This window comes from Streptomyces sp. RKAG293, assembly GCF_023701745.1.
In the GTDB taxonomy this organism is placed as follows: Bacteria; Actinomycetota; Actinomycetes; order Streptomycetales; family Streptomycetaceae; genus Actinacidiphila.
In genome coordinates, this window is the sequence record NZ_JAJOZB010000001.1 from 957,537 (window position 1) to 980,723 (window position 23,187).

Consider the following 23,187-nt stretch of genomic DNA (forward strand, 5'->3'; position numbering starts at 1 on the left):
ATCACACCCATGCCTTCCACCACGGTTCCGGACCGGCATCCGGAAACCGAAAACATTTCCAGCCGTCCGACCCCTGGGCCGGGCTCCGCACGAGACCGATTCCGGAAGGCCGGCCCGACCGGCTCCAGGCCCCCCGCTCCCGGCTTCCGCCCCGACATCGAGGGCCTGCGCGCCGCGGCGGTCCTCGCGGTGCTCGCCTTCCACGCCGAACTGCCCGGCCTGACCGGCGGGTTCGTCGGTGTGGACATCTTCTTCGTCATCTCCGGTTACCTGATCACCGGGCTGCTGATCCGTGAGGCGGCCACGACCGGCCGCATCCGGCTCGGGGAGTTCTTCTCCCGCCGGGCCCGCAGGCTGCTGCCCTCGGCGGCCGTGGTCCTCGGCGCGACCGCGCTGGCCGCCGCCTGGCTCACCGTCCCACTGCGCCGTACCGACCTGGAGTACGACGTACTGGCCGCCGCACTGTCGACGGCCAACTGGCGCTTCGTCTCCGAGCAGACCGACTACCTGGCCGCGGGACGCGATCCGAGCCCGCTGCTGCACTTCTGGTCGCTCGCCGTGGAGGAGCAGTTCTATCTGTTCTGGGGTCCGCTGCTCGCCCTGATCGTCTTCGCGGTGCTCAGGACGTCCCGCCGGGGCCGGGCCGTGCGGTCGGCCGTGTTCGCGGTCACCGCGCTGCTGACGCTCGGCTCGTTCCTCCTGGCACTGCACTGGACACACACCTCCGTCTCGCTGGCGTACCTCGGAACACCGTCCCGCGCCTGGCAGTTCGGGGTCGGGGCGCTGCTGGCACTGACGCCATGGCACCGGTTGCGGGGGCTGTCCCTCATTCGTCTGGTGGCCGGGTGGGCCGGAGCTTCGGCCATCGTGTGGTGCGTGGTGCGCTACGACGGCGCCACCCCGTACCCCGGATACGCGGCGCTCGTGCCGACGCTCGCCACCGCCGCGGTCATCCTGGCGGGGACCGGCGACGCGGACGCGGCGGAAGGGGCGACCGCATACGGTGTCGGCCGGATCCTGAGCGGCCGGATACCGCGGGCGATCGGCCGCCTCTCCTACACCCTCTACCTGTGGCACTGGCCGGTCCTCGTCCTCGCCGAAGCCCGGCTGGGAACGCTCGGCTGGCCCGCCAGGGCGGCGTTGACCGTGGCGTCCGCGCTGCCCGCCCTCGCGACCATGCGCTGGGTCGAACAGCCGCTGCGCCGCAGCAGGACCGTCTCCGAATTCCCGCGGCGCGGACTCGCGCTGGGGATCGCGGCGGTCGTCCTGCCGGTGGTCCTGGCGCTGGTGGTCGGCACCGGAACGATGAACCTGCTCGCGTCGGCTCCGGCGTTCGACCTGAAGGGACTGCCGCCGGGCGCGGCCGACGGCAGGTCGCTGCTGCTGCGGACCGGTACCCCGCTCGAGAACGGCCCACCGGTGCCGGGCGCCGTCCAGGCCCGCAAGGACTTCCCGCCGGACGGCGCGTGCGAGGTGGCGCCCACCGCGACCACCAGCCCGCCCTGCCTGTTCGGCGCGACCGCGAGCCCGGACCGGATCGTCCTGCTCGGGGACTCGCACGCCGGCCAGTGGTTCTCCCCGCTGCTGGGCATCGCGGCCCAACGCGGCTGGGCGCTGCAGGAACTGGTGAAGCAGGGCTGCCCGCTGCCACAACTGACGGTGCGGAACCCCCAGTTGGGCAGAACGTACACCGAGTGCGACACCTGGCGCGCGGACAGCCTGGCCCGGCTGCGCCAGGGTCCGAAGCCCAGACTCATCGTCGTCGGGTCCCTCAACCGCTACACCGACGACCGGAAGCTCCTCACCGCGGCCTGGGAGAAGACCCTGTCGCCGCTGCGCGCCCTCGGGGTGCCGATCGTCTACATCCAGGACACCCCGATCCCCGGGACGGACATCCCGGCCTGCGTCTCCGGACACACCAAGGACCCGGACACCTGCGCGTTCGACCGTGCCGCCGCGCAATGGCCCGATCCGCTCGCGGCATCGATCGCGGCCGGCCGTGTCCCGGGCGTGCGGGCCGTCGAGGTGAACTCCGTGCTGTGTCCCGGAGCGGGTGCCACCTGCCCGGCGGTACTGGAACGGATCCTGCTGTACCGGGACGACGCACATCTGACCAACGTCGCCGCCACCGTACTGACACCCCGGCTGGAGCGGCTGCTGACGGACGCGGGCGGTCTCCCCGACCGCGCCGCGGTGCCTTCCGGCCGGTGGACCGAGCTCCTCAGGGACGACTTCGACGGACCGGCCGGCAGCCGCCCGTCGGCCTCGAAGTGGCAGTACGACCTCGGCACCTGCTATCCCGGCTGCCCGGCCGCCCAGTGGGGAACCGGGGAGATCGAGACGATGACCGACTCGACGGACAACGTCCGGCTGGACGGGAAGGGCGCGCTGGAGATCGTGCCCCGGCTGCAGAACGGCCAGTGGTCCTCGGGCCGTATCGAGTCCAAGCGCTCCGACTACGCCCCACCGCCCGGCGGGGTACTGCGGATCGAGGCGTCGATCGCGCTGCCCGACGTCACCGGACCGGCGGCGGCCGGCTACTGGCCGGCCTTCTGGACCCTGGGCTCCGGACTGCGCAACGGCTACACCGGCTGGCCCGCGATCGGTGAGCTCGACGTCATGGAGAACGTCAGCGGCCGTGACTCCGTCTTCGGGACGATGCACTGCGGCACGCTCGAAGGCGGCCCCTGCAAGGAGCCGCAGGGGCTGGGATCGGGGGACCGGTCCTGCCCCGACTGCCGGACGGGATTCCACTCCTACGCGGTGGAGGTCGACCTCACCGCCGGTGCGGAACAGGTGCGCTGGTACCTCGACGGACGCGAGTACCACAAGGTCACAGCGGCTCAGATGGATCCCAGGACCTGGGACGACGCCGTGCACCACGGCCTGTTCCTGATCCTGAACGTGGCCGTCGGCGGCAACCTCCCCGCCGCGCTCGGAGCCCCCGCGGGTCCCGCCACCGAGCCGGGCCATCCGATGCGCGTGCAGTACGTCGCCGTCTCGGCCCGGGGAGCCGCCCACTCCTGACGGGTGCGTCCGTCCGCCGGCCCGCACGGTCACCACCACCGTGCGGGCCGGCGGTGCTTCGCCCACGGGACAGGTCTGCCCTGCCGGAACCACCTCTGACCCCCGCCGTCGCGGACGGCGAGGGGCCTGCTGCGGGAGGTCCGCCAGAGGGAGGTCCGTCAGCGGAGGTCAGCTGGGGAACATTCCGGCGGTGGCGTTGACCCAGGTGCCGGTGATGGAGATCCCGGCGTCGGAGGCGAGGAACGTCGCCAGCGCGGCGATGTCGGCGATCCGCGGCGAGCGCTTCGTCATCCGCATGCTGTCCAGATGTCCGACGAGCCCCTGCACGGCGGCCTCGTCCATACCGGTGGCGCCCGCCGCGGCCAGCTTCTCCGGTGTCAGACTGTCGGCGACTCCGGCGGTCCAGATCCCGCAGACGCGGACTCCGGCCGGACCGATCTCCTGGGCGAACTGGCGGATCAGCGCGTCCAGCGCGCCATCGGCCGCGGCGGTGCCGCCCATCATCGGGCTGCCGTTGGCGGACCCGCTGTTCAGCGACAGGATCACGCCCGAGCCCTGCGGCACCATCCGGCGGGCGGCCGCCCGCGCGGTGATGAACTGGCAGGCGATGCCCCGCACGACCGGCCGGGTGTAGTCCTCGAGCGTCATGTCCATGAGCGGCACGCCCTGGAAGTCCCCCCTGGGCACGAGGTTGACCGAGACGTCCAGCCGGCCGGCCCGCTCGACCACCGAGGCCGCGTGGGCCTCGACGGCCTGTTCGTCCTGGGCGTCGAGCACGTCGTACTCGGCGCCGGCCTCCGCGGCGGCCTTCTTCAGCGTGGCCTCCGTACGGCCGACGAGGAACACCCGCGCGCCGGCCTCCGCGTACGCCTCGGCGACTCCCGAACCCAGCGAGCCGGCTCCGCCGTAGACCACCGCGACCTTGTTCTTCAGCATGGTTCTCAATCCCTCGGTCAGGGGCGCTCCGTGCGCCCGTCACCCCATACGACGTACCCGACGCGGAAACTCATCGGTCGCCGGCTCGTCAGTCGCCGCCCCGTCGGTCGCCGGCTCGTCAGAGCGTCATCGGCAGCCCGAACGCGGTGAACAGGTGCGGCTCGAACGTGGTGATCTCGGCGATCCGCCCCTCCTCCACCCGCAGGACGTCGATCAGCTGGGCCCGGAAGACGCTGGTGCCGGGCCGCTGCAGATAGCCGGCGACCGCGAGCTGGCCGTTGGCGCGCACGGGCAGGTGCCTCCAGTACCCGGCGAACATCGGCGACGCCGGATCCAGGTTCGGCCGGACGAACGCGAAGAGCGCCTCGCGGGTGGTGAACCAGAAGGGGTTCGGGGGCATGGTGAGCACCGCGTCCGCTCGTACCAGCTCCGTCATCGCGTCGATGTCGCAGCGGGCGGCGGCCTCCATGTAGCCCTGCAGCAGCGCCATGTCCTCGGCGCTCGGCTCCGCCGCGGTCCAGTCCTCGCGCCGCCCCGGCAGCGCCTCGCGCAGCGCCGACCTGCCCCGCTGGACGGCGCTGTTCGCCGAGGCCAGGCTGCCGCCCAGCAGGTCGGCGGCCTCCTGGGCGGACCATCCGGCGACGTCGCGCAGGATCACGGCCGCCCGCTGCCGTGGCGGAAGCTGCTGGATCGCGGTCAGGAAGACCAGCTCCAGGGTCTCGCTCGCCACCGCCTGCTCGTCCGGCTCGTGCTGGGGTGCGGGCGTCTCGGGCAGCTGGTCGTCGGGGAACGGCTGGAGCCACGGCAGCCGCGGCGGCGGGGGCCCGTCACCGGAGTCCATGCCCGGCACCGGCTCGTATGTGGTCGGGCGCCGGTTGTGCCTGCGCAGGAAGTCCAGACAGGCGTTGGTGGCGATCCGGTAGAGCCAGGCCCGTGGATTGCCGACGTCGGCGAGCGTCTCGCGGGCCCGCCAGGCCCGCAGGAACGCCTCCTGCGTGAGGTCCTCGGCCTCGTCGTACGAACCGAGCAGGCGGTAGCAGTGCACCCGCAGCTCCCGCCGGTGCTCCTCGGTGAGCGCGGCGAAGCCGTCCTCACCGAGAATCGTCACGCGGTCGGGTGTGACGTTTTCGGCGGCCGCGGCGGGAGCCGTCGGAGCCGGGTCGGGTGTCGGGGTCGGGTCCGGTGTCGGGGTTGGCGTGGCGGACTCCTCGCGCGCCTGGCGGGCCACCCGCCGGAGCTGTGCGAACGCCGCCGAAAGCGACTCGACGTCGGCGTGGAACGCGAGTGCGGGAGCCAGCCGCAGTCGCCGCACCCGGTCCCCGATATCCGTGACCAGCTCCTCGGCCGGGACCCCGGCCGGCTGCCGCCGCTCCCGGTAGGCGCGCTGCCGGCACGCCTGGGAGCAGTACACCGCGGCCCTGCCGGACCGCCCACCGGCCTCGATCGGCTCCCCGCAGATCTGACACTTCCCCGTCATGCCTCACACCCTAGAGACCTTTCCCCGCTCCCCCACCGGACTGCACCGCGCCCGATCGAAACCGCCCCGGGCGTCACCCTCGCGGGTGCGCGATCTAGGGTGCTGGGATGATCTCGCAGGGATATCTCTCCGACCTGTTCTCGCTGGACGGCCGCGTGGCCGTGGTGACCGGCGGCAGCTCCGGCATCGGCCGGGCCATCACCGGGTCACTGGCCCGGGCGGGAGCGAGCGTCGTGATCGTGGCGCGCCGCGAGAAGGAGCTCACCGCCACGGTCGGCGAGCTGGCGGCCGACGGCTGCCGGGCGGCCTGGGTGAGCGCCGACCTGAGTACCGGCGACGGAGTCCGAACGGCGGCCGACGAGGCGGCCGCGGTGTTCGGGGAACCCGACATCCTCGTCAACTGCGCGGGCATCAATCTGCGGCCGCCGATGAGCGAGCTCGACGACGCGGTGTGGGACACCACGATGGCCGTGAACCTCAAGGCCCCCTTCCTGCTGGGGCAGCGGTTCGGTCCCGGGATGGCCGAGCGGGGCTTCGGGCGGATCATCCACATCACCTCCCAGCAGGCCCACCGGGCGTTCGTCCAGAGCGGCGCCTACGGCGTCTCCAAGGGGGCGCTGGAGTCGCTGGCCCGGTCACAGGCCGAGGCGTGGTCACCGTCCGGCGTCACGTGCAACACGCTCGTACCGGGGTTCGTGATGACGCCGCTCAACGAACGGCTGTCGTCGGACCCCGAGAAGGTCGCGGCGCTCGCCGCCCGCACGATGGTGGGGCGCAACGGCCTGGCCGAGGACTTCGCGGGCGCCGCGGTGTTCCTGGCGAGCCGCGCGTCGGCCTACGTCACCGGGCAGGCGATCTTCGTCGACGGCGGTCTCTCCGTGCACTGAGACCGGAGCCGGAACCCGAGCCGGAACAGGAACCGGAACCGGGTCAGGGTGTGCTGGTGAACGGGCCGGCACCGCTCCCCGGCCCGTTCACCACCGATCCACGGTCCCCGGTCGCGGTCAGATCCAGCCGTCGAGCGACGCCATGAAGCCGGCGAAGTCGTCACGGTGGATGCAGTGCCCGGCGCCCTTGACCGTACGGATCTCGAACCCGTTGGCCAGCAGCTCCTCGGCGTTCTCCGGGCTGATGCACAGGCTGGGATCGGCGAGCTGCACCAGCGACGGCACGACGGCGCTCGCCGGCAGGTATCCGAGGGCCGTGCCCTTCTCGGTGAGCGCGAAGAAGTCACGGTCGAAGAGGGCGAACCCCGCCAGCTCGGCCGCGACATCGGCGTCCGACCAGCGCGGATTCATCGCGCGCACGCTGTCGCCGGTCGCGTTCGCGACCATGGCCAGCATGAACGCCGACGCGTTCGGAGGCATGTTCTCCAGCCGGAAGCCCGGGTCCGAGTAGACCGCGCGGGCCGGCCGCAGCCGGTCGGCGGCGAGCGCGAGGGACAGACCGCCGAGCGAGTGGCCGATGGCGAGGTCCGCGCCGGTCGGCAGGTTCTCCACCAGGTCGTCGGCCAGCAGCTCGGGCCGGTACTCGCCCCGCGGGCTGAGGCCGTGTCCGCGCAGGTCGGGAGCGATGACGCGGTAGCCGCGGGCGATCAGATCGTCCTCGACGGCGTGCCAGGTGCGGTAGTCCGACATGCCGCCGTGGATGAGCAGCGCGACCTTGTCGCCGTCACCGCGTTCATGGACGTTGAGCTTCATGATTCTCCTGCCCCGGGCCGGCCCGCGACCCCCTGAGTTACACGTGTAAGCACACGCTACACCCGACCCCTCCTCCCGCATACGCCGCCTTCCGGCCCTTCGGACGTTCTCCAGCGGATCAGGGAGTCCCCCGCAGACCCGGGGGCCCCGCAGATCAGGGCCCGATCGATGGGCCCCGCAGATCAGGAAGCCTCCCGCGGATCAGCGGGTTCGGCCGCCCAGCAGCCCGGCCAGCACCTCGGCCTCACTGATCTCCGGGCGCTTGGTCGCCGTGAGCAGCGTCAGCGGACGCCCCTCCCCCGCGAGCTCGCGCAGGTGCGCCAGCGCGGCCGCCCGTTCGGGTTCCTCCAGTTCGGCGCGGTATCGCCGGCCGAACTCCGTGAACAGCTCCGGGTCGTGGCCGTACCACTGACGCAACTCCGCCGACGGGGCCACCTGCTTGCACCACTCGTCGAGGGCCGCCCTGGCCTTGGTCAGCCCACGCGGCCAGAGCCGGTCGACCAGCACCCGGGCACCGTCGTCCGGCGCCGGCTCCTCGTAGATCCGACGCACCCGTACATCGCCGTTCGCCGACATCATCGCTCTCCTCACGGTGGCTGCGTTCCACACTGCACCGCCCGGGCCCGGCCTGCGACACCACCGGCGACCAGGGGCGACGCGACCGCACCGCGCCGCCGAAGTCCTTCGGCGGATCAACGAGGTCCGCCCTTCCGGTTGTTGGGCCTTGACAGTGCGAAGTGCCCTGAGGATCCTGTCTTACTGTCGTAGGACAATAGGAGAACACTGGTGATCGAGTTCGTGCTCGACGGCCGCTCGCGGGTGGCCACCTACATGCAGCTGGTACTCCAGGTGAAGCAGTCGCTACGGGTCGGACTGCTGGAGCCGGGCGACCAGCTGCCCAAGGTGCGGGCGGTGGCCCAGTCGCTGGCGATCAACCCGAACACCGTCCTGAAGGCGTACCGGGAACTGGAGATCGAGGGTCTGGCGGAGGGCCGCCCCGGCGTGGGCACCTTCATCGTGCGCACGCTGGCAGGACCGTCGCTGGTCAACCAGGCCGACCTGCGCGAGGACCTGGTGATCTGGCTTCGCAAGGCGCAGGCCGCCGGCCTGCCCCGCGACGACATCGCCGCCCTGATCGACACCACCCTGCGCGCCACCCTCGACGGCCCGGCACCCAAGGACATCTCATGAGCGAAGTGGGAGCACACATGACGGACACGGCGTTGGAAACGGACGCCCTGGGCAAGCGCTACGGGCGTACCTGGGCGCTGCGCGACTGCTCACTGCAGCTGCCGGCCGGGCGGATCGCCGCACTGGTCGGACCGAACGGTGCGGGCAAGTCCACCTTGCTGCACCTGGCCGTCGGCCTGTTGCGGCCGGATTCCGGACAGGTACGGGTCTTCGGCCAGGACCCGCGCGACAACCCCTCGGTGCTGGCCGACATCGGCTTCGTCGCCCAGGACACCCCGCTCTACGAGGACTTCACCACCACCGACCTGATCACCATGGGCGGCAAGCTCAACCGCCGCTGGGACGCCGCCCTCGCCCGCGACCGGCTCGCCCAGCTCGACCTCCCGCCGGACAAGCCGGTCGGCAAACTGTCCGGTGGGCAGCGCGCCCAGGTCGCGCTGGCCCTGGCGCTCGCCAAGCGGCCCCGCCTGCTGCTGCTCGACGAGCCGATCGCCAGTCTCGACCCGCTGGCGCGCCATGAGTTCATGCAGACGCTGATGGGCGCGGTCGGCGAGACCGACACCACGGTCCTGCTCTCCTCGCATCTGCTGACCGACCTGGAACGCACCTGCGACTACCTGATCGTGTTGCAGACGGCTCAGGTCCAACTGGCCGGCCCCGTCGACGATCTGCTCGCCGAGCACCGGACGTGGGTCGGCCCGCGCACCGGGACCGACGCGATCCCCGGTCCGGCGAAGGTCGTCCGCGCCAGCCACACCGACCGGCAGTCCACTCTGCTCGTGCGCACCCAGGGCCGCCCGCTCGACGACCTCGCGTGGTCCGAGCACGAAGTGACCCTCGAAGACCTCGTCCTGGCCTATCTCACCGCCGCCGCCCGCCCGGCCCGCACCTCGATGGATGTGACCGCATGATCTGGCTCACCTGGCGCCAGCACCGCAAGCAGGCCCTGTTCACCGTCATCGCCCTCGCGCTGCTCGCCGCCCTCGTGGTGCCCACCGGGCTGCGGATGCACCACTCCATCAAGAGCTCCGGCCTGGCCGCCTGTCTGTCCAAGCTGGGTTCGGCCGAGCTCGTCTCCCACAACGACTGTCACAAGCTCAGCACCGAGTTCTCCAATCAGTTCGCCGCCATGCCCTTCATCAGCGTGCTGTTCGTGGCTCTGCCGCTCCTGGTCGGGCTGTTCTTCGGCGCCCCGCTGGTCGCCCGGGAGGTCGAGCACGGCACCCACCGGCTGGTGTGGACGCAGGGAGTCAGCCGTCGGCACTGGGCAGTGGCCAAGTTCGGCCTGATCGGCGGGGCCACGACGCTCCTCGCCGTCGTGTACGCGCTGGGCGTCTCCTGGTGGTCGGAACCTCTGGCCACCATCGGCAACGGGCGGTTCACCTACATCTTCTTCGATGTGCAGGGCATCGCGCCGATCGGCTACACCCTGTTCGCGGTGGCACTGGGTATCTTCGCCGGCACCGTCTGGCGCAAGGTGATGCCCGCCATGGCGGTGACTCTCGGCGGGTTCCTCGTGGTCCGCATCGGCATCGAACTCCTCGCCAGAATGCACTACATGGCCCCGCGCAACCTCACCTACGCGGTCAGCGGCAACCTGCAGCCGAACCCGTCCCTGAGCAACTGGGTGTCCTCCATGGGCGTGCGGGACGCCGGCGGCAGAGCCGTCATGAGCAACAGCCAGGTGGGGTGTCCGTCGGTCGGGACCAAGGCGGCCCCGGGACTCCCCGACGCCGACAGCTGTCTGAGCCAGATGGGTCTGGGGCGCGGCGCCTACAACTGGCAGCGCTTCCAGCCCGGTGACCGCTTCTGGGCGTTCCAGGGCATCGAAACCGGCATCTTCATCGCGCTGGCCGCCCTGCTGCTCTGGCTCGCCGTCCGCCGCATCAGCCGCGTCGCCTGACCAGACGCCTGACCAGGCGTCAGACCAGGCGTCAGACATCGGGCGTCACACCTCGTTGTTCCACATGCGGAACACGGTGCACTTGCCGCGGTTGTCGAAGGTCACGGTCCAGAGGTTGGAGAAGGTGCCGAGTTCCTTGTAGACGCCGGTGCCCCGGATGGCCGCCGTGTCTCCGTTGATCATGAGAAGGGACCACTCGAACGTCCAGCCGCCCTGCTGCCACGGCTCCCGGCCGAGCCACCCCTCGACGATCTCGTCACGTCCGTTCCAATCGGTCGCGTACGGCCATTCGTGGTACTCCGCGTCCGCTGTGAAGAGGGCCTTGATGTCCTTCGCCGCGCCGGTGCTCCAGGCCCGCACGTAGCTCTCGACCCACGCTTCCACCTGCTGCTTCGTTACCATCGCTGCTTCGTTCCTTCGTTCCTGTGTCATTCGGCGGTTCGGCGGCGCGGTGGGCGCGGTCCACCGCGGTTCCGAGCATGCGCCACATCCCGCCGACAGGGCAGGACGAGGCTTCCTGGGTGCGCCACTCCCAGGATCGGGCGACGTACGATGCATGGATGAGCGGTCATGAACTGGGTGAATTCCTGCGGGCTCGCCGCTCCCGGCTCAAACCCGCTGACGTGGGGATTCCGTCCTCCGGAGCGCGTCGGGTCGCCGGACTGCGGCGCGAGGAGGTCGCCGTCCTGGCCGGGGTGAGCGCCGATTACTACGCCCGTCTGGAGCAGGGCCGGGAGCGGAACCCGTCCGGTCAGGTCATCGACGCCATCGCGCGGGCTCTGCGGCTGGACGCCGACGCCTGCTGGCACGCGTACCGGCTCGCCGGTCTCGTGCCGAAGGCGGTACCCGCCGGCAGTCCCGACCTGGTGGATCCCGCCCTGCTCCAACTGATGGACGCCTTTCCCTCGGCCGTCGCCTACGTCACCAACCGCCGTCTGGAGATCCTCGCTTCGAACGCACTGGCCGACGCTCTGCTGTCACCGCTGACCGACCCTCGCGACATGATCCGCTCGCTCTTCCACGATCCCGCCGCCCGCGAACTCTTCGCCGACTGGCAGTCCGTCGCGAGCGACTCGGTCGAGGCGCTGCGGCTGGCCGCGGGTTACGACCGGAGTGACCCCGGGATCGCCGCGGTCGTCGCCGAACTCCTCGCCGACAGCGAGGAGTTCGCCGCGCTGTGGCACCACCACGACGTCAGCCGTCTGGGCAGCAGGAGCAAGGTCTTCAACCATCCGGACGTCGGCCGGATCGAGCTGGCGTACCAGAGCTTCGACGTCCAGAGTGCGCCCGGGCAGTATCTGCTGGTCGGTACCGCCGAGCCGGGCAGTGCGAACGCCGACTCCCTCGCCCTCCTCGGGTCGCTGCACGCCGTCGGCCGCGCCGGCCGGCCGCGGCCGGACAGCGGCTGACCCGGCCCGGACATCGATCACCCGTACGAGGGGCGTGCCGGTGCATCATGCTCACGGCGCCTCGTGCACTCGGTGGGGTGAAGGGCGGCCGAGGGGGATTGCCTGTCCGGTGCGAGGTCGTTGGTCGGGCGTGACAGCGATCCAGGAGGCCGGGGTTCCGACCGGCCGGCGGCGGAGGACAGGCGACGGCACGGCCGAAGAATCGGTTCTTCTTGTGGACGGGCCTCCGATCTATGCCGCGCTCGCCCTGCAGTGGCACCAGGCCGGGCGCATAGTGCCCGGCCAGTACGACCGCGAGTGGTCCGCGCTGGTGGCCACCGCACCGGGAGCCGGTGGTCACTGACCCGAGCGGGATGCCGGACTTCCCCCCGGCATCCCGCAAACGGCCCGGACCGCCCGGACCGCACCGACTGCCGCGCCGCGCAGACCGCACCGGCTGCCGGCCGCCCTCCTCGCGCACGACTGGCCCCGCGGAGCCCCCGGCAGCCCCCGAGCCCGGACACCGATAATGGGCCCATGCAAAGCCGCCTCGCCCCGCCCGCCTGGCTGGTCAGGACACTCACTCCGCAGACCGCTCCCATCCCCTGGCCCGCCGTCGGCCGCGCCGGCATCGCCATGGCGGCGCCGCTCGCCGTGGGCCTGGCCGCCGGACAGCCTGCGTACGGGGCGCTGGTGTCGATGGGAGCCCTGTCCGGGGTCATCGGCGACACCGCCGACGCCTACCGCATGCGGGTCTTCAACATCGCCGTGCCACAGCTCTTCGGTGCCCTCGGCGTCATGTTCGGCACCATCGTCTTCGGTCACGGCTGGCTGGCGGTCGGCGCCCTGACACTGATCGCGCTCGTCTCCGGGATGATGTCGACCATCGGCGCGGTGGCCTCCGTATCGGGGTTGCTGCTTCTGCTGAACTCGGTGATCGGGGCCGGGCTCCCGTTGCCGGGGCCGTGGTGGAAGGCCCCGCTGCTGCTCGCCTGCGGCGGCCTGTTCGTGCTGTTCCTCGCCCTGCTCGCCTGGCCGTTCCGCAGACAGGAACCCGAGCGCGCCGCCGTCGGAGCCGCCTACCGCGCGGTCGCGGATCTCCTCGAAGCGGCGGGCAAGGACACCTACGACGCCAAGCGGCAGGCGGTCACCCAGGCCCTCGACACGTCGTACGACCTGATCCTCGCCCGGCGCGCCCGAGCCCACGGTCGCAGCGGCCCGTTCGTACGGCTCCTGTCCGCGCTCAACGTGCTGATCCCGCTCGTCGAGGCGGCGCCCGCCGCCCATCTGCACGGCGCACCGCTGCCCGCCGGGATTCCCGCCGCCGTACGGGACCTGGCCGACGCGGTCGAGACGGGCACTACGGGGCGGCCGGACGCCGGACCACCCGGCGCGGACGGACCCGCCCGCCCGGCACCCGGCACCCGCCCCTCGGCGAGTGCTCCGCCCGTACCCTCCGAACTCGCCGTCGACGTCGCGCTCCGCCACGCCGCCACCGTCGTGTACGAGACGGACCCCGACCCGTACAACGTCGACGACCGCCTCGGCCTGCCGGCCGCGCTGCGCATCCGGGTCCGCCGTGCGACCCGTAACGTGCTGCTCTCCGAGGGGTCCTGGCGCTACGGTCTGCGGCTCGCGCTCTGCATCGGGATCGCCCAGGGCCTGGTCTCACTGATCGCCGTGCCCCGCTCCTACTGGGTCGCGCTCACCGTCACCTTCGTCCTCAAGCCCGACTTCGGTTCGGTCTTCTCCCGCGCCGTGCTGCGCGCACTCGGTACGGCGGTGGGCCTGGTCACCGCGGCGGCCGTGCTGAGCCAGGTGCCGCGCGGCTGGTGGGACGTGCTGGCGCTCGTGCTGCTCGCGGCGCTGATCCCGGCCGCGTCGGCGAAGGGGTACGCCTACCAGACGGCGGCCATCACCCCGGTGATCCTGCTGCTCTCCGACGTTCTCAACCACCAGGGGTTCGCGCTGGTGGTCCCGCGCCTCGTCGACAGCCTCATCGGGTGCGGCATCGCGTTGATCGCGGGGTATCTGCTGTGGCCCGAGAGCTGGCAGACCCGTATCGGGGACCGGCTCGCCAGTGCCGTCGAAGACACCGCGCACTATGTGGAGACCGCCTTCGGACCTGCCACCGACCACGCCTCACGCACCCGGCAACGACGCCGCCTCTACCGTGATCTGTCCACCGTGCGCACGGAGTTCCAGCGCGCGCTGACCGAACCGCCGCCCACCGGAAACCGGGCCGCCGCCTGGTGGCCGCTGGTCGTCGCGGTCGAGCGGATCGTCGACGCGACGACCGCCGCCCGGGTCCGCGTCAACCACGGCGCGCCGGACCCCGCGCCCGCCGAGGTCGAAGCGGTCGCGCTCCACCTGCGGGAACTGGCGGTCGGCGTACGGAGCTCGGACCGGCTGATCGAGGTCCGCGCCGAGCTGGCGGGGGACGAGGAGGGGGTCCTCGCCCCGCTCCGCCAGGAGGTGAGCGCCGCGCGGGCGATCACCTCCCCCGACCCCTGACAGCGCGGTCACGCGACGGCGACGACAGGTGCCGGGGGGTGGCGACCGCCGGGGATCAGGCCGACTTGATCATGTCGGCGCACTTCTCGCCGATCATCATCGTCGTGATGCACGGGTTGACGGCCGGCAGGAACGGCATCACCGAGGCGTCCGCCACCCGCAGCCCGGTGACGCCCTTGACCCGCAGTTGCGGATCGAGCGGCGACTCGGGGTCGTCGACCGCACCCATCCGTACGGTGCCCGCCGGGTGGTAGACCGTGTTGTGGGTCTTGCGGATGTAGTCCAGCAGTTCCTCGTCGGACGTGGCCGCGGGACCGGGGGCCAGTTCCGCACCGGCCCAGTCGGCCATCGGGGACTGCGCGACGATCTCCCGCGCGAGGCGCAGCCCGTGGGTCATCACCCGCACGTCGTGCTCGTCGGTGAAGTACCGCGGGTCGACCCGCGGCTTGTCCCGGAAGTCGCGGGTCCGCAGCCGGACGGTGCCCATCGACCGGGCCCGGGTGACGTTCGGGGTGAGACAGAAGGCGTTCTCGGTCGTCGGGTAGCCGTAGCGGTACGTGTTCAGGTCGAACGGCACCTGGCCGTAGTGGAACATCAGGTCCGGCCGGTCCAGGCCCTCCTGGGTGTCGGTGAAGATGCCGATCTCCCACCACTGGGTGGACGTGGCGACCATGGGCCGCTTCGCCTCCCACATGACCAGGCCCTCCGGGTGGTCCTGGAGGTGGGAGCCGACTCCGGGGGAATCGGCGAGGACGTCCACACCGGAGTCCTTGAGGTGCCCGGCCGGGCCGATGCCCGACAGCATCAGCAGCTTGGGCGAGTCGATGGCACCGCAGGCCACGATCACCTCGCGCCGCGCCCCGACCGCCAGCGAGTGGATGGTGTCGGGCGCCAGGTACTCCACGCCCGTGCAGCGCTTGTCGGCGTCGAACAGCAGCCGCTTGGCCTGCAGACCGGTGCGGACCTCGAGGTTGGGCCGCTTGCCGAGGATCGGGTGCAGATAGGACACCGACGCCGAGGAGCGGGTGCCGTCCTCACGGGCGTTGATCTGGAACCAGTGCGCGCCGCGCACCACGGTGGTGCCGGTGTTGAACGGTGTGGTGGGGATGCCGGCCGCCGCACAGGCCTCCAGCAGTGCCGTGCCGCACGGGTCGTTCGGCGGGACGCTGCGGATGGTGACCGGGCCCGAGCGGCCGTGGTGGTCGCCGGGCGCGTCGTTGGTCTCCAGCCGCCGGTAGAGCGGGAAGCACTCCGCGGCGCTCCAGCCGGTGCAGCCCAGCGCGCCCCACTCGTCGAGGTCCTCCGCAGGTGCCCAGAAGGCGATGCAGGAGTTGTGCGAGGAGCAGCCGCCGAGCACCTTCGCGCGGGCGTGCCGCATGAAGCTGTTGCCGTTCTCCTGCGGCTCCACCGGGTAGTCCCAGTCGTAGCCGGACTCCAGCAGCCCCATCCACTTGTCGAGTCGCAGGATGTTGTCGTCACCGACGTCGGAAGGCCCGGCCTCCAGCACGCAGACGCTGACGCTCGGGTCCTCGGTCAGCCGGGCGGCCACCACGGCGCCGGCCGTTCCGCCACCGACCACGACATAGTCGAACTCGTCCATGTCAGTTCTTCCTCGTTTCACAGTGCGTGCTCACGGTGCGGTCCCACGGTCCGGTCGTACGGCCCGGGTCAGGGCGGCCCGTGTCAGGGCCCGCCGTGGATCGGTGCGGGCTCCGCGCCGAAGGCGTGTTCGGCGAGAACGCCGGTCTTCTTGCGCTGGACGAACCAGTAGTAGGCGAAGCCGCCGACCGCGACGACGCTGACGAACAGGACACCGCCCCAGCGCAGGTACCAGTGCTGGGGACCGGTGGCGTTGTAGACCTCGGCGCGCGGCCACAGCAGGTTGACGGTCATCCCGATGCCCCAGAGCACGGCCAGGATGTTGACCGGCAGGCCCCACCGGCCGAGCGAGAAGTGGTCCGTCGACGGTTTCCACTTCCTGCGCAGCCGCTGTACCAGCATGGGCATGGTGACCAGCAGATAGGCGACGTAGATCATGATGATGGCGATGCTGGTGACCACCGAGAAGATCTGCGGCTGGTTGATGTTGACGACCAGGATGGCGATCGCCACGATCCCGATCACACAGGTGGCCAGCACCGGCGTCTGGAACCGGGGGTGCAGCTTGGCCAGCTTGTGGCCGGCCGGCAGGTTGTTGTCCCGGGCCATCGCGAAGGCCAGTCGCAGCCCCGCGGTCTGCACGGACAGCGCGCACACGGTGATGGCGATGACGACGCACCACAGCACCGCCTGGCCGATCGTCTCGCCGAGCGTGGCCTTCACCACGTACTGGAGCCCGTCCACGGAGAGTTCCTTGGCGTGCAGGTCCGGGGTGGCCAGCAGCGCGAAGAGCAGGATCAGACCGCCGAGGATGAACGAGGCGATGAGCGCCCGCAGGATGGCCCGCGGGGCGTTGCTGGCCGGGTCGATGGACTCCTCGCCGAGCGAGGACGCGGTGTCGAAGCCGTACATCACGTACGCCGAGGCGAGCGAGGCGGTGAGGAACGCGCCGAAGTAGCCGAGCGTCTGCCCCTGGCCGAGCCCGTTGGTGTGCATGATGGCGCTCGGGCCGCGGGTGATGTGCGCGGCGAGCAGGATCACCAGGACGACCGCGGCGATCAGCTCGATGAAGACCCCGGTGGAGTTGATGGTGGCCATCAGCTTCACTCCGAAGGCGTTCACCACGGTGGTGAAGATGATCAGGATCGTGCCCAGCAGTACGGCGTTGGCGGCCGCGTCGTACTTGCCGGTGCCGTCGCCGATGATCTGGAACCAGCTGGAGATCTGCGGGAGCGTCAGCTGGTAGGCCAGGGCCACGGCGGCCAGCGACACCATGGTCGCGACCGTCATCATCCAGCCGGCCAGCCAGCCGATGTGCGGGCCGCCGGTCTGCTTGGCCCAGTTGTAGACCGAGCCCGCGACGGGGAAGCGCGCCGCGAGTTCGCAGAAGCACAGCGCCACCATCAGCTGGCCGATGAAGACCATCGGCCAGGACCACCAGTAGGCGGGCCCGCCGAAGCTGACACCGAAGTAGAACAGCTGGAAGGTGCCGGTCAGGATGGAGATGTAGCTGATCCCGGCGGCGAAGGTGTGGAAGTTGCCGAGCGTGCGCTTGAGTCCTGGCTTGTAGCCGAGCTCGGTGAGCGCCGCGTCGTTGTCGACCTCGCCGCTCACCGGCTCGGGGGCCGGGCCGGGGGCGCTCATTCGAACCACCGCTGCGGACGCGCCGCGGTGTTGCGCCAGATGTGCTTGGCCTCCTGGTACTCGGCCAGTCCGGCCGGGCCCAGTTCACGGCCGACGCCGGACTGCTTCATACCGCCCCATTCAGCCTGTGGCACATAGGGATGGAAGTCGTTGATCCATACGGTTCCGACGCGCAGCCGGGCGGCCACCCGGTGCGCACGTTCGCCGTCCTGCGTCCAGACCGCTCCGGCCAGTCCGTAGACGGTGTCATTGGCGAGCGCGACCGCCTCGGCCTCGTCACGGAACCGCTCGACGGTCAGCACCGGGCCGAACGATTCATCGCGGACCACGGACATGCCAGGGGTGCACTCGTCCAGCACCGTCGGCGGGTAGTAGTAGCCGTTGGCCAGCGCCGGGTCCTCGGGTCGCGCACCGCCGCAGCGGAGCACCGCCCCTTCCGCCAGGCCGGCCGCGACATACGCCTCGACCTTGTCGCGGTGCGCGGCGGAGATCAGCGGGCCGGTGCGGGCATCCTTGTCGAAGGGGCCGCCGAGCCGGATCTCCTGGGCCCGTCGCACCAGCTCGTCCACGAACCTGTCGTGCAGCTCGTCCTGGACCAGCAGCCGGGCGCCGGCCGAGCAGACCTGCCCGGAGTGCAGGAACACCGCCATCAGGGCGAAGTCGACCGCGGTGTCGAACTCGGCGTCGGCGAAGACGATGTTGGGGTTCTTGCCGCCCAGTTCCAGGGCGATCTTCTTCACGGTGGGCGCGGCGGCGGCCATGATGCGCCGTCCGGTGATCAGCCCGCCGGTGAAGGACACCAGGTCGACGCGCTCGTCCGTGCTGAGCGGCGCTCCCGCGACGGCCCCGGCGCCGAGCACCAGGTTGGCGACGCCGTCGGGCAGCCCGGCCTCCTTGAGCAGCCCCATCAGGAGGATGGCGGTGTGCGGGGTCAGCTCGCTGGGCTTGAGCACGAAGGTGTTGCCGGCCGCGAGCGCGGGGGCCACCTTCCACGCGGTCTGCAGCAGCGGGTAGTTCCACGGGGTGATCAGGGAGCAGACGCCGACCGGCTCGTGCACCACCCTGCTGTCCGTCTCCGGGTTGCCGGTGTCGATGACCCGGTCGGTGCCGCCCGAGGCGGCCAGATTGCCGAAGTACCGGAAGCAGTTGGCGATGTCGTCCATGTCGTATTCGCTCTCGACCAGCCGCTTCCCGGTGTCCAGGGATTCGGCGCGGGCGAAGGCGGCCTTGTCGCGCTCGAGCAGGTCGGCGACCCGCAGCAGCAGCCGGCCACGCTGGGCGGCCGGTGTGCCGGGCCAGGGCCCGTTGTCGAACGCCTCACGTGCGGCGCCCACCGCGGCCGCGGCGTCCTGGGGACCCGCCTCGTCGACGGTGGCGACCAGCTTGCCGTCCGCCGGACAACGGATCTCGCGCACCTGCCCGTCGGAGGCGGCGGTCCACTGGCCGCCGATGAACAGCTCCGGCATGAAGGCTCCTGCAGTTCGTGTTGGGCTGTGCGGTCTTGTGACGGTCTGTTATCCGACACTAAGGCGACCATCCGGCGTCCGCAGCACACGAGCGGCCAACCGGACGGCGTCCCTCCGCGCATCTGTCCGCAAATCCGGAAACCATGCGTAACCCATGCGGTCTAATCACCCGTCACCATGAAGCGGACATACGGAGGCTCCGCCGCAGGTCAGTGCGGCGGAGTCCGGCAGTACTGGTGGAGCGGGACCTCGACCCCGGGTTCGGACGGGCCACGGCTTCGGGCCGGCCCACGCGTTCAGACGTCCGCTCGTTCAGACGTGTTGCGGGGCTTCGTCCTTCAGGCTTCCGCGGACCATCTCGCGCAGCTCCGGGGTGTCCGCGTGTCCGTGGACCGACGCGGCATGCTCGGACGCCGCGCGTACGACCTCATCCTCCTCGCCGGCGATGGTCAGCGTGCAACCGGATTCGCTGGGCATGTCCCGGCAGTCGGCGACCTTACGCATGACAAACCTCCAGTCCGCCCGGGCCGCCGTACCGCCGGCCTGTGGGCACTGGAGCCGAAGCCATGGGGGCAGGCGCTGGGCTATATACCACAAATATAGGTATTCCTGACGAAGAACACCAGGTTGCGGACCGCTTCAGGAGTCGAGCCAATGCCGCCGGCCGAGGCTGATGACCCGCAGCTGGCGGCGTGCGGTGGAGGTGATGCGCTCCTCGTCCTCCGGCGTCGCCTCCAGGAACTGGGACGCGGTGGTCACCATGTGGTCCACGTAGAGCTCGGCGAGCATCCGCACGTCGTCGTCCGACCAGCCGTCGGAGACGGGCTGCAGAGCGAGGCCGGCGGCCACCTCGTCGGCGAAGTGCGTCAGCTGGGTGGCGATCGCCTCGCGCACCGGACGGACGCCGCCGTGCCGTTCGCGGGCGATGAAGCGGATGTGCGGCCGGTGGTCGAGGACATGGCCGGCGATGATCTCCACCGTGCGGTCGATCAGCCGGTCAGGATCCCGCTGCTCGGCCATCGCCGCCTGGATCGCCGAATGCAGGCTGCCGAGCGACTCCTCGACCAGGGCGACCCCGAGATCCGACAGGTCCTGGAAGTGCCGGTAGAACGCGGTGGGCGAAACGCCCACCGCGCGGGTGACCTCGCGCAGCCCGAGACTGCTCAGATTCTGGTGCTCCAGCAGGCCCAGCGCGGCATCCAGGAGGGCCTGGCGGGTCTGCTGCTTACGGGCCTGTCGGACGCCGAGGGTGTGACTCATGTCATTCAGTAAACATCTGTTCTCCGAAATTTGCCAGGGTAGACTCTCACTCAGTGAACAGTTGTTACCCGAACTACCCAACTCCCCAAGGAGGGACCGCAGATGAGCCTCGTCGTACTCCTCATGGCCATGGGCATCCTGATGGGCGCCGCCGCCCACACCTCGCTCTCGGTCTTCACCGTCGCGTCGGCCCTGATCGTCGCCTGGCTGCTGGCCTTCGGCGTCCGCGAGGGCATCGCCCGCGTCCGGAACCACCGCTGACCAGCAGAACCACCCGGTTCCACACCAATTAGCAAGGGGGAAACACCATGAACGCCGTCAACACCCAGCTCGCCTCGCCCACCACGCCCACCACGCAGTCGACCCGGGAGCGCAAGGACGCCGACGGCATGGCCGTCGCCTCGTTCCTGCTCGGCCTGCCCGGCCTGCTCGTCCTCAACCTCGTGCTCGGCCCCTGCGCCATCGCGCTGGCCTGCACCGCGCTCGCCAAGGGCACCCAGCGCCGCGGCCGCGCCCTGATCGGCCTGGCCCTCGGCGTCGCCGACCTCGGCATCCTGCTGGTCATGACGATCGCCAACCACGGCGTGCTCTGGCAGTTCTGACCGACCCGCCGGCCGACGCCCCGGCGGACGACACCCCGGCCACCGGCCTCTCGGCGGCCCATGACCAGCGACTCCAGGACTCCCTGGCCCCGTTCCTCAGGGGCCGGGTCGGCAGTCCGGAGAGCTGAACTCCTCACCGGCCGGAACACGGCGCTCGACGATCCCGTCGCGCCGTGTCGAACGGGTTCGAATCCTTCGTGCACACATCTAGGCCGTACCGACTGGTCGGTACTACCCTCTGGCCACGCCCCCCGAAGGCGCTCCGCTCGGCACATCCGTATAGGAGGAGCCGCATGGCCACGCCCCCGTCGTTGCACGACGAAGCCAACGCCGTCCCCGAACCGCCCGCCAGACCCCGGCCCGGCCTCGCCGCCCGCCTGTGGCACCGCGACCTCGCGCACTATCCCGCCACCGGCCGCCGTATGGCGTACCTGGCGATCGTCGTCGTGACCACCGTTGTCCTGTACTACATGCTGTACATCCAGTACGCGGTCGCCACTTCGATCATCGCGCACTTCCACATGACCTACAGCTACTTCATCTGGGTCTCGGTCGTCGGCAACGCGGTGGGAGCCTTCGCATCACTGGCCGCCGGCCTCGCGGACCGCTGGGGGCGGGCCAACATGGTCGTCTACGGGCTGCTGATCGCCGCGCTGCTCGTCCTGTTCGGACTGCCCAACGCCTCCTCCAAGGGCATGTACCTGGCGCTCTTCACCTGTGTGAGCTTCATCGAGGGTGTCGTCCTGGTCGCCACCCCCGCGCTGATCCGTGACTTCTCCCCGCAGCTCGGGCGGGCCACCGCCATGGGGTACTGGACGATGGGCCCGGTGATCGGCAGCCTCGTCGTCACCACGGTCACCAGCCACACCCTGGACACAGCCAGCTGGCAGGACGAACTGCGGTACTCCGGCGCCTCCGGACTCGTCGTCTTCGTCATCGCGCTGTTCGCACTGCGCGAGCTCTCGCCCGCGCTCCGCGACCAGATCATGGTCAGTCTGCGCGACCGCGCCCTGGTCGAGGTCCGCGCCAAGGGCATGGACCCGCAGGCCGTCCAGCAGGGGCACTGGCGCCAGATGCTCCGGCTGGACGTGGTCGGCTCGGCGTTCGCCATCAGCGTCTACCTGTTGCTGTACTTCGCCGCGGTCGGGAACTTCGTCGTGTTCTTCGCGACCGTCTTCAGCTACACCGAGCAGCGCGCCAACGCGGTGGCCAACTGGTACTGGGCCGCGAACGCCGTGGCCCTGGTGGTGGCCGGCCTGCTGTCGGACCGGCTCCGGGTGCGCAAGCCGTTCATGGTCGTCGGGGCGCTCGGCTCGATCGTGGTCACCGCCGCGTTCGCGATGCGCGCCACGCATCCGGGCACCGACTACTACACCTTCGCCTGGCTGTTCGTCGGCATCGGCGCCTTCGCCGGGTTCGCCTACGCACCGTGGATGGCGAGCTTCACCGAGACGGTGGAGAAGCACAACCCGGCCGCCACGGCCACCGGTCTGGCGATCTGGGGCTGGATCATCCGGGCCGTCGTCGCGGTCTCCGCCGCCTTCATCCCGGTCCTCGTCACGGCCGTCACCCCGCTGGTCGACCACGGTGCCGAAGTACAGGCGGCCCAGGTCCAGGCGGGTCCGGCCCTCGCCGTGGTCGGCGCGCACCAGGAGCTGTTCGCCGAACTCGGCAAATTCCCGCCGACCGCCATCCCGCCGGACCTCACGGCGCGCGCGGTGAAGGAGGTCGGACCCGCCGACCTCGCGGTGGTCCAGAAGGCCCAGCCCCAGCTGCGGTTGCTGCAGGAGTACGGCCCCAAGGTGCAGAAGGCCGCCAAGGACGGCCCCGGTCAGTGGCGCACCTGGTGGTGGATCTGCGTCGGCGGCCAGGTGCTCTTCCTTCCGTTCATCTTCGTGATGTCCGGACGATGGAGCCCCAAGAAGGCCCGGGAGGACGCCGATGAGCACCAACTCGCCGTCGACCGCGAACTGGCGGCCCTCACGGCGGAACGCGCCTGACAGCAGCGCCCTTCAGTCGGTCCCGAGCCCAGTGGTCTCGCCCGCGTCACCAGGAATCCGGTGACGCGGGCGTTCACCGTCCCGGTCTGCAGCCAGTAGACGCCGGGCGACACGGCATGGCCGTACGCGTGCCCAGCCGCACCCACTCGCAGCCAGGGGGCCCCGCATCCGGTCAGTGGACGCGCCGGTAGCTCGCGCCGTCCCTCGTCCGGGCCAGCAGGCCGCCCTCCACCAGATACCGGCGCAGCGCCGAGCTGTCTTCGTGCACCGTGTGGAGCGCCTCGTTGACCTCTCGCTCGGTGTACTCCCGGTCCCGCTCGAACAGGGTCTCCGTGAGGTGGACGAGCAGCTGCTCGCGGCGGACGGTCTTGCGCGGGATCGCTACCAGTCTCCCGTGGGAGAACAGGCCGGCCACCCCTTGTGAACTGCTTGGATCGTTGTCGGACATGACCGGAAGCCTCCCCCACCCGCCGACCGCCC

At 70.9% G+C, this 23,187-nt stretch carries 22 protein-coding genes; 11 read left to right on the forward strand and 11 right to left on the reverse strand.

Annotated elements, in window-relative coordinates; translation table 11 throughout:
• Nucleotides 1-9: 9 nt before the first annotated feature.
• A complete protein-coding gene (locus LNW72_RS04170) occupies nt 10-3,027 on the forward strand; it encodes an acyltransferase family protein (protein ID WP_250974090.1) in 3,018 nt (1,005 codons plus the stop codon).
• Nucleotides 3,028-3,195: 168 nt separating this feature from the next.
• Here LNW72_RS04170 and LNW72_RS04175 read toward each other — a convergent pair whose 3' ends face one another.
• Both LNW72_RS04175 and LNW72_RS04180 read right to left on the reverse strand, forming a co-directional pair.
• Nucleotides 3,196-3,963 (reverse strand): SDR family oxidoreductase, encoded by a 768-nt coding sequence (locus LNW72_RS04175; RefSeq protein ID WP_250974091.1) that lies wholly within the window; start codon nt 3,961-3,963, stop codon nt 3,196-3,198.
• Between the two features lie 118 nt (nt 3,964-4,081).
• Nucleotides 4,082-5,440, reverse strand: a complete 1,359-nt coding sequence (locus LNW72_RS04180) for an RNA polymerase subunit sigma-70 (RefSeq protein WP_250974092.1) — start codon at nt 5,438-5,440, stop codon at nt 4,082-4,084.
• Between the two features lie 107 nt (nt 5,441-5,547).
• On the opposite strand from LNW72_RS04180, the gene LNW72_RS04185 reads away from it, so the two are divergent.
• Nucleotides 5,548-6,327: an SDR family oxidoreductase gene (locus LNW72_RS04185; RefSeq protein ID WP_250974093.1), complete on the forward strand. Its 780-nt coding sequence runs from the start codon at nt 5,548-5,550 to the stop codon at nt 6,325-6,327.
• A 117-nt stretch (nt 6,328-6,444) separates the two neighbouring features.
• Here the strand turns inward: LNW72_RS04185 and LNW72_RS04190 are convergent, their stop codons facing one another.
• Together LNW72_RS04190 and LNW72_RS04195 are read right to left on the reverse strand one after the other, a co-directional pair.
• Nucleotides 6,445-7,140 (reverse strand): alpha/beta fold hydrolase, encoded by a 696-nt coding sequence (locus LNW72_RS04190; protein ID WP_250974094.1) that lies wholly within the window; start codon nt 7,138-7,140, stop codon nt 6,445-6,447.
• 201 nt (nt 7,141-7,341) lie between these two features.
• Complete coding sequence (locus tag LNW72_RS04195; protein ID WP_374117398.1) at nt 7,342-7,716, reverse strand: DUF488 domain-containing protein; 375 nt, start codon at nt 7,714-7,716, stop codon at nt 7,342-7,344.
• 210 nt (nt 7,717-7,926) lie between these two features.
• Between LNW72_RS04195 and LNW72_RS04200 the strand changes: the two genes are divergently transcribed.
• From LNW72_RS04200 to LNW72_RS04210, 3 genes are read left to right on the forward strand one after another with little or no spacing between them, the layout of a single operon-like run.
• The gene (locus tag LNW72_RS04200) at nt 7,927-8,331 is read left to right on the forward strand and encodes a GntR family transcriptional regulator (RefSeq protein WP_250974096.1); all 405 of its coding nucleotides are present in this window, start codon (nt 7,927-7,929) and stop codon (nt 8,329-8,331) included.
• Entirely contained in the window at nt 8,328-9,242 is a 915-nt protein-coding gene (locus LNW72_RS04205) for an ABC transporter ATP-binding protein (RefSeq protein ID WP_250974097.1), read from the forward strand. The genes LNW72_RS04200 and LNW72_RS04205 overlap by 4 nt, the downstream gene beginning before the upstream one ends.
• Complete coding sequence (locus tag LNW72_RS04210; RefSeq protein WP_250974098.1) at nt 9,239-10,234, forward strand: ABC transporter permease subunit; 996 nt, start codon at nt 9,239-9,241, stop codon at nt 10,232-10,234. The genes LNW72_RS04205 and LNW72_RS04210 overlap by 4 nt, the downstream gene beginning before the upstream one ends.
• A gap of 45 nt (nt 10,235-10,279) precedes the next feature.
• Here the strand turns inward: LNW72_RS04210 and LNW72_RS04215 are convergent, their stop codons facing one another.
• Nucleotides 10,280-10,636, reverse strand: a complete 357-nt coding sequence (locus tag LNW72_RS04215; protein ID WP_250974099.1) for a nuclear transport factor 2 family protein — start codon at nt 10,634-10,636, stop codon at nt 10,280-10,282.
• A 158-nt stretch (nt 10,637-10,794) separates the two neighbouring features.
• Between LNW72_RS04215 and LNW72_RS04220 the strand changes: the two genes are divergently transcribed.
• The 3 genes from LNW72_RS04220 (at nt 10,795) to LNW72_RS04225 (ending at nt 14,136) form a co-directional block, all read left to right on the forward strand.
• The gene (locus LNW72_RS04220) at nt 10,795-11,643 is read left to right on the forward strand and encodes a helix-turn-helix transcriptional regulator (protein ID WP_250974100.1); all 849 of its coding nucleotides are present in this window, start codon (nt 10,795-10,797) and stop codon (nt 11,641-11,643) included.
• 214 nt (nt 11,644-11,857) lie between these two features.
• Nucleotides 11,858-11,986: a hypothetical protein gene (locus LNW72_RS41065; RefSeq protein WP_285369262.1), complete on the forward strand. Its 129-nt coding sequence runs from the start codon at nt 11,858-11,860 to the stop codon at nt 11,984-11,986.
• Between the two features lie 173 nt (nt 11,987-12,159).
• The gene (locus tag LNW72_RS04225) at nt 12,160-14,136 is read left to right on the forward strand and encodes an FUSC family protein (RefSeq protein ID WP_250974101.1); all 1,977 of its coding nucleotides are present in this window, start codon (nt 12,160-12,162) and stop codon (nt 14,134-14,136) included.
• 55 nt (nt 14,137-14,191) lie between these two features.
• Here the strand turns inward: LNW72_RS04225 and LNW72_RS04230 are convergent, their stop codons facing one another.
• The 5 genes from LNW72_RS04230 to LNW72_RS04250 form a co-directional block, all read right to left on the reverse strand.
• Entirely contained in the window at nt 14,192-15,736 is a 1,545-nt protein-coding gene (locus LNW72_RS04230; protein ID WP_250974102.1) for a GMC family oxidoreductase N-terminal domain-containing protein, read from the reverse strand.
• Nucleotides 15,737-15,819: 83 nt separating this feature from the next.
• A complete protein-coding gene (locus LNW72_RS04235; protein WP_250974103.1) occupies nt 15,820-17,379 on the reverse strand; it encodes an APC family permease in 1,560 nt (519 codons plus the stop codon).
• The gene (locus LNW72_RS04240) at nt 17,376-18,845 is read right to left on the reverse strand and encodes an aldehyde dehydrogenase family protein (protein WP_250974104.1); all 1,470 of its coding nucleotides are present in this window, start codon (nt 18,843-18,845) and stop codon (nt 17,376-17,378) included. Before LNW72_RS04240 ends, LNW72_RS04235 begins: the two co-directional genes overlap by 4 nt.
• Before the next feature lie 312 nt (nt 18,846-19,157).
• Nucleotides 19,158-19,349: a DUF1059 domain-containing protein gene (locus LNW72_RS04245; RefSeq protein WP_250974105.1), complete on the reverse strand. Its 192-nt coding sequence runs from the start codon at nt 19,347-19,349 to the stop codon at nt 19,158-19,160.
• A 135-nt stretch (nt 19,350-19,484) separates the two neighbouring features.
• A complete protein-coding gene (locus LNW72_RS04250; RefSeq protein WP_250974106.1) occupies nt 19,485-20,105 on the reverse strand; it encodes a TetR family transcriptional regulator in 621 nt (206 codons plus the stop codon).
• Between the two features lie 102 nt (nt 20,106-20,207).
• On the opposite strand from LNW72_RS04250, the gene LNW72_RS04255 reads away from it, so the two are divergent.
• The 3 genes from LNW72_RS04255 (at nt 20,208) to LNW72_RS04265 (ending at nt 22,707) form a co-directional block, all read left to right on the forward strand.
• Complete coding sequence (locus LNW72_RS04255) at nt 20,208-20,366, forward strand: hypothetical protein (protein WP_250974107.1); 159 nt, start codon at nt 20,208-20,210, stop codon at nt 20,364-20,366.
• Between the two features lie 47 nt (nt 20,367-20,413).
• Entirely contained in the window at nt 20,414-20,707 is a 294-nt protein-coding gene (locus LNW72_RS04260; RefSeq protein ID WP_250974108.1) for a DUF4190 domain-containing protein, read from the forward strand.
• Nucleotides 20,708-21,000: 293 nt separating this feature from the next.
• Entirely contained in the window at nt 21,001-22,707 is a 1,707-nt protein-coding gene (locus LNW72_RS04265) for an MFS transporter (protein ID WP_250974109.1), read from the forward strand.
• 172 nt (nt 22,708-22,879) lie between these two features.
• Here LNW72_RS04265 and LNW72_RS04270 read toward each other — a convergent pair whose 3' ends face one another.
• Nucleotides 22,880-23,155 (reverse strand): DUF2087 domain-containing protein, encoded by a 276-nt coding sequence (locus LNW72_RS04270; protein WP_250974110.1) that lies wholly within the window; start codon nt 23,153-23,155, stop codon nt 22,880-22,882.
• Nucleotides 23,156-23,187: the final 32 nt, after the last annotated feature.